Here is an 11,977-nt window from a genome sequence, read left to right as displayed (position 1 = left end):
GTGGTAATTAATCTCACATTTTTCATTAAGTTAAAGGTGACTATTATGACTCTATTAAACTTAGATAATATCTTTGATCGACAAAAGTTGGAAGACCTGTTTAGTCAGCTGGAGGCTGTCGGTTTTCACGACGAATCATCACAGTTACTTAACCAACTAAGAGTATTTGTAATGGAAAACTTTCATGTGTTTAATGATTTAAAGAGTGCGATCGATCGTTCGGATACGACAATAACCATTACTAATAAACAAGGAATCATTACTTATGTTGATGATAATTTCTGTGGAATGACAGGATATACTGCAGAAGAATTGATTGGCAATACCCACCGAGTCATCAATTCCGGTCATCATTCGACGAATTTTTTCCGCGAGTTATGGAACACCATTAAAGCCGGGGACGTCTGGCGGGGAGAAATTAAAAATAAAAGTAAGCGTGGCAGCCATATGTGGCTGCAAACGACAATCATTCCTTTACTTGATGCAGAATCTCAACCTGGTTCATTTATTGCTTTCCGAACTGACATAACCAAGCAGAAGGAAATGGAGACCAAGTTAGTCAAGACAATGAAAAGTGATTTTAAGCGCACCTTCGAAGCACTGATAAATATGGTGTATAAGGTGGAGAAAACCGGCGAATCCGGACGGTATTTACATACTATGATCGAGGGAAGGCTTGCCAAAAAGGTTGGTCTTCCAACAGAGCTTGCCGGGGGTATCTTTCTTGAAGAAATCGTCGATTTAGATTCTGAGAGATTTTCTTTTTTCCAATCTAGATACGAAGAAGCATTTCAAGGAAATGAAGTTGATTTTAAATATACGTTCAGTGAATTGTGTTTGTATTTTACACTTTCGCCGATCATTGAAGCAGGCAATGTGGTCGAAGTGGTGGGGTCGGCGGTGGATATCACATCACTCGAGGAAGCAGAACATCAAGTCCGTCATTTAGCATATCATGACCAGTTGACAGACCTGCCGAACCGGAGCAAGCTTAGGAATGATTTGGATCAGTGGATAGCTGAAAACAAAGGGCGGTTCGCCCTCTTTTATTGTGATTTGGACCGTCTAAAATACATAAACGATGCCATGGGACAGTTCGCTGGTGATCAAGTCATCTCCTCGATTGCTGATCGAATCCAGCATGTCATTAAGGGAAAAGGAAGCCTTTACCGCTATGGCGGTGACGAATTTATTTTCGTTCTGACAGAACAATTTTGCCAGGAAGATTTAGAATTGCTTGGTGAACAAATATTAAAACAAATCAACAAACCGTTAACGGTAGCCGGAAAAGAATTTTTTATCACTTGTTCCATTGGCATTAGCCAATATGATAAAGATGGCAGTACTTCTGAGCAATTGATTAATTACGCAGGAATTGCGATGCATTATTGTAAGGTGAACGGACGAAACGGTAAATTATTTTACTCAAAAAAAATGAATCAAACGTATAATGATTTGATTTTGTTGGAAGGCGAGCTGCGGAGAGCGATAAGCAAAGAAGAATTGACCCTTTATTACCAGCCGAAAATAGATGTGGTGACAGGGGAGATTATCGGAATGGAGGCCTTGACGAGATGGTTTCATCCGGAACGTGGCGATATTCCTCCGCAAAAATTCATTGCGTTGGCCGAGGAAACGGGGCTGATTATCCAATTAGGCGAATGGGTGATCAAGGAAGCCTGTCGACAGCAAAAACAATGGAAAGAGGCTGGCTATAAGCAGCAGCGGGTAGCAATTAATGTGTCGGCTCTGGAAATTCAAAGAAACGATTTTACTGAAAAAGTCAGGCGTATCTTGCATGAAACAGATATGCCGCCGGAATGCCTTGATTTGGAAATAACCGAAAATAGTGTGATGCAGAACACCGAGGAATGCATCAAAACAATGAATGAGTTAAGAGCGATGGGGATTACATTGTCGATAGATGACTTCGGGACAGGTTATTCATCGTTTGGATATTTGCGGAAATTTCCAATTAACCATTTGAAAATTGATCAATCGTTTATCAGAGATGCCTATACAGAGCCTAGTAATGCAGAAATAGTCAAAGCAATGATTCAGCTTGCCCACACTTTCGGTGTAAAAGTAGTTGCCGAGGGAGTGGAAGAAAGAGAAGCATTGGAGTTTTTAAGAAACCAAAAATGCGACTATTACCAAGGATATTATTATAGCAGGCCAGTGCCTGCGATAGAATTCGAAGATATGCTGGTTAGGGGCTAAAGATACATAATATCGAGCTGAATCATAAAAATGTTCGCGTTGAATGAGGAGCCCACTGAAAAGTCCTTTTTACCTTAAGGTGCTGTCAAAGTTTGTTGATTTTGTCGGTGGATGCTTGCCGCGGGCACGGCCTCAGCTAACTTGGTCAAGAAGATCACTTGACCAAGTGGATCTTCGGCTCGTGCTGTTCCCGCAGGCGTCACCACCGATCGCCCATCGCGGAATCAACAGAGGCTAATTAAAAAGAGTGATTTTCTTTGATTTATAAAAGAAAATCACTCTTTTTTAATGAAAGGAATACGTAAAAGGGAAGGATTCTATGCTAGATCGCCAATTATCCATGAATGTAAATCAGTACGAAGGGCTCTACGAAATGGGGTCCCTAAGGATCATCTTCTTTGGAAAATCATCTTCGGGTCTCGAAGGCATGTGCATTCAAAGGTCGATGGCGATTTTTACGGCAAATGGAAACGAATTGTTAAACTAATGAGTAGAGGGCACAAATCTCTTGAAGTTAGACGAAAAGCAGTCTATATGGAAATTAAATCCCACATAGACCGCTTTTAAAAATTCTGCCTATTATAGAGCTTCCGTTTTTCAGTGCCCTCGATGAGAGCGGGAATTTTTTCGCATAGGCCATTAAGTGCCATAGTTTTTTTCTTCTTGTTGCTGTTGTTTCTCTTCTTTGGCAATCTTGAGGAACCTTTTCGTTTCAGCTGCAACGACCCCGGATAAGCCTAGAAGACCAATTAAGTTAGGGAAGGCCATCAGGCCATTCATGACATCTGCGACTCCCCATACTACATCCAAAGCGGCGACAGAGCCAACAAAAACGAAGAGAACAAAAACGAGGCGATAATAAGGAATTGCTTTTTCACTAAAGAGATAGCCAAAGCACTTTTCTCCATAATAAGACCAGCCCACAAGTGTGGAGAAGGCGAAAAAGATAATACCGATCGCCACAATGTAAGTCCCAGTATTACCAAGAAAGACACCGAACGACTCTGACGTTAAGTCAGCCCCATCCAATCCGCCGGAATATTGGCCGGCCATGACGATGGTCAGCCCGGTAATGGTACAAACTATAATCGTGTCGATAAACACCTGGGTCATAGATACCAATGCCTGGCGTCCCGGGTAATCTGTCCTGGCTGCTGCTGCGGCAATTGGCGCCGATCCTAGACCAGCTTCGTTGGAGAATACTCCTCTTGCCACACCATACCTGATTACAGATCCTAAAATACCGCCTCCGACAGCACTGCCGGTAAAGGCGTCAGAGAAAATGGTTCCAAAAGCAGCCGGCACTAGGTCGAAATTCATGATAATGATAATAAGACCGCCAAGAACATAAAAGGCTGCCATGATTGGAACGAAAAAAGAGGTTACTCTTCCAATGCTTTTAATCCCGCCAATAATAACTAAAAAGACCAATACCGTCAAAATTACTCCGGTAACCCAAGTAGGAATGCTAAACGATGTTTCAAGTACGTCTGAGACAGAGTTAGCCTGGACCATATTACCGATCCCAAAAGCTGCGATGGCGCCAAATATAGCGAAGAGAATTCCGAGCCACTTTGCCTTCAGGCCTTTTTCCAAATAATACATAGGACCGCCGGACATTTCACCTTTACTGTCCGTTACCCTGTATTTAACCGCCAGGATTGCTTCTGCGTACTTAGTAGCCATCCCGAATAAAGCGGTAATCCACATCCAGAAAACTGCGCCGGGACCGCCCAACACAACAGCAGTAGCTACACCGGCGATATTACCGGTACCGATGGTAGCAGCCATCGCCGTTGTCAATGCTTGGTAGTGACTGATATCACCCTGTGACTTTTTATCCTGCTTGCCTGGACTGAATGCCAGCTTTAACGCGTAAGGTAACGCCCGGATTTGCAAAAAACCAAGTCTCAGCGTTAAATATACACCTGTCCCCACCAGTAAAATAAGTAATGGCGGGCCCCAGACATAGCCGCTTATGCTATTGATGAGTTCTAAAAATCTACTGTCTTTCCCCATAGTTTTCCCCCTTTTAACAAAAGTAAGTACTAATTAAAATTTTCCGAAAATTCGCTTAAAAAGTCAAGCAAAAAATGGACAGAGCCGTTTTTTAAATAATAATACTCTGCCAGGAGAAGGATATAGACGGAATGGTTTTGTCCTGGGAGGAGAAAAGCAGGTTGGCAGCGAATTTTTAATATTGGGGCAGCAAAGGTTTTAACCTTTTTTGTGAAGAACAAAGCTGAATGAGTGTGTAACAAGTGAAAAAAGGGAAAAGAAACGTTACATTTATAAAGAGGAAAAATGAGAAGTGAATGAAAGCAGGTGAAGATGTAACGTGATTAAGGTTCTATTTGTATGCTTAGGCAATATTTGCCGATCACCAATGGCGGAAGGGGTCTTTCGGGATAAGGTAGTAAAGGAAGGGCTTCAGCATCAAATAACTGCCGATTCAGCCGGAATTGGAAACTGGCATAGTGGCAAACTACCTCACGAGGGGACCAGAGAGATATTGGACCAGATGGCCATTTCCTATGCCGATATTACGGCTAGGCAGGTAAGAGCACAGGATTGGGAAGATTTCACTTATATTATTGCCATGGATGAGAACAATTTAAGTGATCTTTCCCTGATAAGAGAAGCGCCAGAAGGAGTAACCATCGCAAGATTAATGGATTTTGTGATGGATCCTCGGGAAGCCAACATTCCAGATCCTTATTTCACTGGCAATTTTGACTATGTATATGAGCTGGTTGATTTAGGTTGTCAACAGTTATTGGATAAAATAAAATCAGACCATCACCTACCAACGAGGAGTGGATTAAATGAGTAGATCAAAGTTAGCAACTGGGATTATTGTCGGAGCAGCCGTAGGAGGGCTCATTTCTTTATGCGACCGCGATACAAGGAATCAATTTGTCGGCGGTATGAAAAAAGCAGGCAGCGGGACAAGCTATTATATGAAAAACCCTTCAGAAGCAGTGCATAACCTGCGGGATCGTTATGAAAATATAGCAGGAAACCTTTCACAGGGAGCAGAAAGCGCCTTGCAAATCATGAATCAAGTACAAGACACCTTGGAGAAAGTCAGCAGTCTGGATGACGATCAGCAGCAATAAGCTGCTTACTAATAAAGAAAAAGAAGGAGAAAAGATGAAATTTCTGAAAGTAGTCAGCTTTGGCAAGCAGCTATTCAAGCGGACGGTAAGTGATGATGTTCCTGGTATGGCAGCACAGCTTGCCTTTTTTTTCCTTTTATCCTTATTTCCGTTTTTACTGTTTTTTATTACATTAATAGGCTATTTGCCATTAACGCAAGCTGATATCATGAGGGTTATTTCTATTTACGCTCCCGAGGAAACATTTCAATTAATAAATAAAAATGTAAGTGAAATCGCCAACAAGAAAAATGGTGGTTTGCTATCAGTTACTATTCTGGCCACTTTATGGACTGCTTCGAATGGAATCAATGCTATTATCCGATCGTTAAACACTGCTTATAATGTGGAAGAGGATCGCTCTTTTCTGGTAGCCAGGCTGATCGCAGTCATATTGACCATCGCAATGGTGCTAGTAATAGCGGTTGCCTTCCTTTTGCCAATATTCGGAAAGGCAATTGGTATTTATTTATTCTCTTTTTGGGGATTATCAGCCGATTTTCTGCAATTGTGGAATGCTTTGCGATGGGTTATTTCCTTTGTTGTGTTCTTTGTCGTTTTGCTGGCGTTATATAAAATGGCACCAAATAAAAAAGTGTACTTTAAGGATGCAGCTGTAGGGGCTGCTTTTGCAACGATTGGCTGGCAGCTGGTTTCCCTGGCCTTCTCCTACTACGTAGACACGATGGGGAATTATTCTGCTGCATATGGCAGTCTTGGCGGCGTGATCGTCTTAATGATTTGGTTTTATATTTCCGGGATGATTATTATTGGCGGTGGAGAAATAAATGCGCTGTTTGAGAAATACCGGAACAATAATTATCATATTTAATGCATAACATATGGTTGGAACAATCCACTTGCAAAAACCGAACGATAACAGCATATGAAGCTTTAAAGGCCATCTTCATGTATTCGACTGATTACGTAATGGAAAAGATGCGCTGTAACAGTAGGTAGTTTTACCTGATAAGCGCTAGTACACCGCGATCTTTAGTAAATCAGAAGCATGTGTGTACTGCTAAAAAAAGTACCTAGACTTTCAGAGGAGGAAATCCACGGAGACTCCTGCGGGAGGCTCACCAGCCGCCCGCGGAAAGCGTCCTGTATTTCCGCATCGGTCGTCATACAAGGTAGTAAGAACAAGTCCTATCAGCGGTAGAAAGACTCCAGTTAGTCTGAAGATCCCGGAAGAAGCCGTGCCACAGAAAGCGAAGTATTCTGTCGGCGGATGTTTAAGCGCCTAACCTTGTTAGAAGGAAGAAATAGAGTTGGCACTGTGTCCACAGGGTATATTACATATTCGGAAAGAAAAGTCGAACGAGTTCGAATGCTAAGAAATTCGAATCATCGTTCGATTTTTGCTTTGGCCACTATACCCACTATGCTTTTGCCCCAATCTCTTTCATGAATGATTAAAAGCCAGACTATGGACTCCATTATATATAACAGCTAATTTTTCCAATTGAAACAGAGGGAGAATATGTTGAAATCAAAAGGTTATACTGTTATCTTTTTATATAGCGATATTTATATAACAAAAAGAAAAGGCGGGGATGAAATGAAGAAGGTTTATTTCATGTTGTTAGCAATTATTGGATTATTGGCTCTAAGCGCATGTGGAGGTGGAAATGAAAATTCGCAAAACTCGAAAAACCAGGAAAAGGAAACAGATGATGTTAATAAGTGGGAAGAAGTACAAGAAGCAGGAGAAATTGTAGCAGGAACGTCTGGAACACTAGTTGCAGCTTCCTACTATGAAGGAGAAGGAGAAAACAAGGATCAATTAACTGGGTACGATGTTGAGGTTATGAGGGAAATAGCCAGTCGTTTGGACCTGGAGGTTTCTTTCGAAATCATGGGTATAGATAGCATGCTTCCGGCAGTCAATAGCGGTCGAATTGATGTGGCAGTTAATGATATCGAGGCTACAGACAACCGCAAAGAAAAGTTTAACTTCAGTGAACCATATAAGTATTCGTATTCAACAATGGTAGTGCGGGAAGAAGATAACTCTGGCATAGAAAAACTGGAAGACCTGGAAGGGAAGAAAGCCGGAGGCGGTGCGACAACGATTTACAGCCAAATAGCCGAATATTATGGCGCTGAAGTAGTTACTTATGGAAACGCTCCTAATGAAGCCTATTTGCGGGACGTCCACAATGGAAGAACAGATGTGATTGTTAATGATTACTTTTTATCTAAGTTTGGTGTAGCTGCTTTCCCGGACTTTGATATTCATCTCCATCCGGATCTTAAATTCCATCCAACAAAACAAGCTGTGGTAATGCCCAAAGGAGCCGACGAGCTTACAGAAAAAATCAATGAAGTTTTAAACGAAATGCGCGAGGACGGCACATTGACAGAGCTTGCTGAGAAGTTCTATAAAGAAGATGCTTCCCAAAAACCTGAAGAAGAAATCCAGGAAATCGAAGGGATCGACTTGTAAAGGGTGAGTGAGTAGATGATCGATTTTAAAGGATTTTCTTTTGGTGGTTTGTTTGATATTGAGTTAGCTTTGGAGAATTTGCCGTTTGTTCTGGCTGGACTCCCGATGACGGTTGCGGTGTCGTTTGCTGCAATGGCGCTTGGACTCTTACTAGGTTTGTTTTTGGCATTAGCCAGATCTTCAGAGAAAAAATTGCTGCGTTGGCCCGCAAGAGTTTATATTTCTTTCATGAGAGGTACACCAATTTTAGTCTTTTTATTTATATTGTATTTTGGGCTTCCTGTGGCAGGAATTGAATTGTCGGCATATGTGGCTGCTGTGCTCGGTTTTGGCCTGAACAGCGCAGCTTATATAGCTGAAGTGAACCGCTCTGCCCTGAACAGTGTGCCGTACGGACAATGGGAATCAGCGCATGCCCTAGGGTTCAGTTATTGGCAGACGTTAAGGAGAATCATATTGCCGCAGACGTTTCGGATTGCGATCCCCCCTTTGACTAATATATTTCTCGATATTGTAAAAGCTACGTCCCTTGCTGCTGTAATTACCGTACCTGAGCTTTTTCAAAAAGCGCAAATAGCCGGTGGTAGAACATTTGATACAATGACGATGTATGTATTAGTCGCACTTATCTATTGGCCGCTCTGTTCCATCATATCCTATTTCCAGGAGAGATTGGAGAAGCGGTACAGCAGATTTGTCAAATAGGGAGATAGGAGTGGTCATGCGATGAACAAGATAGCGGTGATTGGCAGCTTGAATATGGATATCGTTGTTTCCGCCGAAAGAGCTCCTAAAACAGGCGAAACAATCCATGGTCAGAAGGTACAATATGTAACCGGAGGCAAAGGGGCAAATCAAGCTGTCGCTGTCAAAAAGCTTGGTGGAAATGTTCAGCTATACGGCATGGTCGGAAAGGATGTCTTTGGACAATCCATCCTCCATCAGTTGTCTGAATTTGGGATTTCGACCGAATCGATCGGTATCTCACAGACAGAAACGGGTGTGGCAAATATCGTCCACTTGCCTGACGATAACAGTATTATTGTTATCCCCGGAGCGAATGGCGAGTTAGACAGCGGCTGGTTGACTGCCTATGAAAGCGAAATTGCTGACGCTGATGTATTGCTAATGCAGTTGGAAATCCCAGTAAAAACCGTCGATTTTGCCATGAATCTAGCTGTTAGACACGGAGTGAAAACCATCTTGAATCCGGCTCCAGCCAGGCAGCTGCCAGAACATCTTTTGCGCTTGGCTGATTTCGTCACACCGAATCAAACCGAGCTGGAGACGTTGCTCGGAATCCAAATAACTGATAACCACTCGTTAGCGGAAGCGATGCAAATATGGGAAAAGCAGTACCGGAATCGGCTGATTGTCACACTTGGCGAGCAAGGAGCAGCCTGGTTAGAGCACGGTGAGCTAGTCATTGTTCCTGCTGCCAGAGTCCCCAATGTTCTTGATACGACTGGGGCGGGGGATTGCTTTAATGCAGGACTTGCCTATGGAATTAGTAAGGACTGGCATTTAGCGGAATTGATACAATTCGCAGTGACAGCCGCCTCCCTGTCGGTCACTAAATTTGGCGCTCAGGCGGGCATGCCATCCTGTGAAGAGGTTTTTGCACTATTGAAATAGAAAGACACCAGCCGCATAAGGCTGGTGTCTTTTAATTAGCAGGGCTCATCTGATGGTTTGGTTTCTTGGAAAGAATAGCTGCTAACACAATTACTAGCATGGCCACGATCACATAGAAAAAGGAGATACCAGGGAATACATCGATAAATACCCCGCCAAGATATGGTCCTGTAATACTTCCAAGGCTAAAAGCAATCCCGCACATAATGTTTCCTGCCGGTAGTAATGCTTTGGGCAAAATATCGGTCATGTAGGAAATCCCTAAAGAAAAAATCGACCCGGTAAACATGCCGGCAAGTGAAAAAGTGATAAACAGCCACGCCACAGAGCCTTCAAAGAATGCCGCCAGCAGGAAGGAAATGCTTCCCAACGCAATCACGATAATCAGCAGCTTTTGTCTGCCAATCTTATCACTAAATATCCCTAAGGGGATTTGCGTGATCAGGCTGCTTGCTGCAAAGCAGGGAATAATCAGAGACAGAATTTCTACGTCATGACCAATTCTTAATCCGTAGATAGGAAAAATCCCGTTCAATGTCGCTTCCAAAAAGCCGTAGCCGAACGGCGGCAGCAAAGCGACCCATGCGAGCTTGCCTGTTTTAATAAACCTTCCAACAGAGGTTCTTGGTGCAGAAGCTTGGATATGGTTATCCGCCTGCGGCCATTCGTTCCTGACAAAGAACATGGTCAGCCAGACAGCAAAACAAAGAATTGCAGAGATGATAAAAGGCAGGCTTTCATTGACGGAAAGCAGTCGCGTCATGGTTGGGCCTAAGGAAAAACCTAAACTGAAAAACAAGCCATAATAGGCTATATTTCTCCCTCTTCTTTCAGGAGCGGAAGTGGAGGTAATCCATGTCTGCGTACCAAAATGGAGCATATGATCACCAATACCTACAAGCACGCGCAGGATAAACCAAAACCAGAGTGCATGCCAAACAGGAAAGAAGGCAAGCGAGATAAAAACAAGTAATCCGCCGATTAAGATGATCGGTTTATAGCCGAGTTTCTGCATTGGCTTTTCCATAAAGGGGGAAGCTACAAGTACTCCGATATATAACCCGGTAGCGTGAAGCCCGTTTACCGAAGAAGGGACGCCATCCTGTTCCAGAATAAAAGCGAGCAGAGGAAGCAGCATTCCTTGTGAAAAGCCTGAAATGGTGACGAGGCCAATCAATAATTTAAACCGTGTTTGAACGGAAACCATCAAACGCACCTCCCGTTCCATTTATTGGTTACAATACTTATCAATTTAATATGTCCGGTGAAAAAGGTCAACCTATTAAGCCTGTGATTTTAACGTTAAAAATCCCTAAATACGGGAACATGAATAATAAATGTATCAATAAGGAGTGACGGCATGGATTTTTATTTGAAAGATCAGGGTGTACGTACATCGTTTGAGTATGGTCAGTTAAACATTTCAGGCAATGAAGACTATGGTTTCCGCCCCTATCAACTAATGGTTTCCTCGATTGCCGGCTGTAGTGCGTCGGTGTTCCGCAAGATTATGGAAAAACAGCGAATGGAAATGGAAGACTGGAAAATCACCGCTGATGTAGAACGCAACCCGGAGGAAGCAAACCGGATTGAAAAAATCCAGCTTCGTTATGTTGTGAAGGGAAAAGGACTGGACAAGGAAAAACTAGAAAAAAATTTGCAGACAGCAAGAAAAAATTGTTCCATGATCCGCTCAGTCGAAAACAGTATTGTGATTGAAGAAAGCCTTGAATACATTGAACTATCCGTATAAAATGAAAGGACCTTGTTGTTGCGATAACAAGGTCCTTATTGAATGAGAAGTAATTAGCCAGCAGGCTGTTCGCTGGAAGGAGCCCATTTTATGATGAAAAGGGAATACATAGTAAGATTGTTTTTTTACATTATTGGTTTGGTTGTATTATCTTTCGGGATAGGATTGACAATTAAGGCTGACTTAGGTGTAGGGGCCTGGGATGCCGTCAATGTCGGTTTATCTGCTATAACGGGATTGACTGTCGGTAATTGGGTGATCATCATTGGCATTGCTTTAATTGCTTTAAATGCTATTATTGCAAAAGAGAGACCGGATTATTTTGCTTTGTTAACGATTTTTATCGTTGGTATGATGATTGACTTTTGGCTGTTGTATGTAATGGTTGACTGGGGAAGGGACCATCTGTTTTATCAGGCTGCCATGCTCGTGATTGGTGTGCTGATATTGGGGTTTGGCGTTTCTATGTATTTGCAGCCCAAGCTGTCTTTAAATCCAATTGACGGTCTGATGGTGTCTTTGCAAAAGCGTTGGCGCTTTAGCCTGGTTACGGCTAAAACCATTTCAGAAGGCCTTGCCTTGGTGGCTGCTTTGATTCTCGGAGGGCCTGTAGGTATCGGAACAATTTTAATTCTGCTTTTCATTGGTCCTTCTATCCAATACTTTGAACCAAAAGCAAGAAAACTGATGAGGGTGTTCCTGCCAAGTTAACAAGCATAGTTTTGCAAGTGAGTGGCACTACACCCCGCGAGTGTAAAATAA

11 protein-coding genes are annotated in these 11,977 nt (G+C 42.7%); 9 read left to right on the top strand and 2 right to left on the bottom strand.

Annotated features, from left to right (window positions below):
* Positions 1–45 precede the first annotated feature (45 nt).
* Entirely contained in the window at positions 46–2,220 is a 2,175-nt protein-coding gene (locus BLR93_RS13325; protein ID WP_093215489.1) for a sensor domain-containing protein, read from the top strand.
* A gap of 639 nt (positions 2,221–2,859) precedes the next feature.
* Here the strand turns inward: BLR93_RS13325 and BLR93_RS13320 are convergent.
* Complete coding sequence (locus tag BLR93_RS13320; RefSeq protein ID WP_093215487.1) at positions 2,860–4,239, bottom strand: alanine/glycine:cation symporter family protein; 1,380 nt, start codon at positions 4,237–4,239, stop codon at positions 2,860–2,862.
* Positions 4,240–4,558: 319 nt separating this feature from the next.
* Between BLR93_RS13320 and BLR93_RS13315 the strand changes: the two genes are divergently transcribed.
* The 6 genes from BLR93_RS13315 to rbsK all read left to right on the top strand — a co-directional run bounded on the left by BLR93_RS13315 (position 4,559) and on the right by rbsK (position 9,462).
* Complete coding sequence (locus BLR93_RS13315; RefSeq protein WP_093215484.1) at positions 4,559–5,053, top strand: low molecular weight protein-tyrosine-phosphatase; 495 nt, start codon at positions 4,559–4,561, stop codon at positions 5,051–5,053.
* Complete coding sequence (locus BLR93_RS13310) at positions 5,046–5,339, top strand: hypothetical protein (protein WP_093215481.1); 294 nt, start codon at positions 5,046–5,048, stop codon at positions 5,337–5,339. The genes BLR93_RS13315 and BLR93_RS13310 overlap by 8 nt, the downstream gene beginning before the upstream one ends.
* A 34-nt stretch (positions 5,340–5,373) precedes the next feature.
* Complete coding sequence (locus BLR93_RS13305) at positions 5,374–6,210, top strand: YihY/virulence factor BrkB family protein (RefSeq protein WP_093215844.1); 837 nt, start codon at positions 5,374–5,376, stop codon at positions 6,208–6,210.
* 729 nt (positions 6,211–6,939) lie between these two features.
* Positions 6,940–7,827, top strand: coding sequence for a transporter substrate-binding domain-containing protein (locus BLR93_RS13300; RefSeq protein WP_093215842.1), 888 nt, complete (start codon positions 6,940–6,942; stop codon positions 7,825–7,827).
* A 15-nt stretch (positions 7,828–7,842) separates the two neighbouring features.
* Positions 7,843–8,532, top strand: a complete 690-nt coding sequence (locus tag BLR93_RS13295) for an amino acid ABC transporter permease (protein ID WP_093215478.1) — start codon at positions 7,843–7,845, stop codon at positions 8,530–8,532.
* A gap of 21 nt (positions 8,533–8,553) precedes the next feature.
* Positions 8,554–9,462 carry a ribokinase gene (rbsK, locus tag BLR93_RS13290; RefSeq protein WP_093215476.1) on the top strand — a complete coding sequence of 303 codons (909 nt, stop codon included), beginning with the start codon at positions 8,554–8,556 and terminating at the stop codon, positions 9,460–9,462.
* 31 nt (positions 9,463–9,493) lie between these two features.
* Here rbsK and BLR93_RS13285 read toward each other — a convergent pair whose 3' ends face one another.
* The gene (locus BLR93_RS13285; protein ID WP_093215473.1) at positions 9,494–10,669 is read right to left on the bottom strand and encodes an MFS transporter; all 1,176 of its coding nucleotides are present in this window, start codon (positions 10,667–10,669) and stop codon (positions 9,494–9,496) included.
* 153 nt (positions 10,670–10,822) lie between these two features.
* On the opposite strand from BLR93_RS13285, the gene BLR93_RS13280 reads away from it, so the two are divergent.
* Positions 10,823–11,215, top strand: a complete 393-nt coding sequence (locus BLR93_RS13280; RefSeq protein WP_093215471.1) for an OsmC family protein — start codon at positions 10,823–10,825, stop codon at positions 11,213–11,215.
* Between the two features lie 90 nt (positions 11,216–11,305).
* Positions 11,306–11,926: a YczE/YyaS/YitT family protein gene (locus BLR93_RS13275; RefSeq protein WP_245690157.1), complete on the top strand. Its 621-nt coding sequence runs from the start codon at positions 11,306–11,308 to the stop codon at positions 11,924–11,926.
* Positions 11,927–11,977: the final 51 nt, after the last annotated feature.

Origin of the sequence: Sediminibacillus albus (genome assembly GCF_900101125.1) — a bacterium.
GTDB lineage: Bacteria > Bacillota > Bacilli > Bacillales > Amphibacillaceae > Sediminibacillus > Sediminibacillus albus.
Note: the sequence above shows the minus strand (reverse complement) of the source record. Positions and strands in the feature narration are given on the sequence as shown.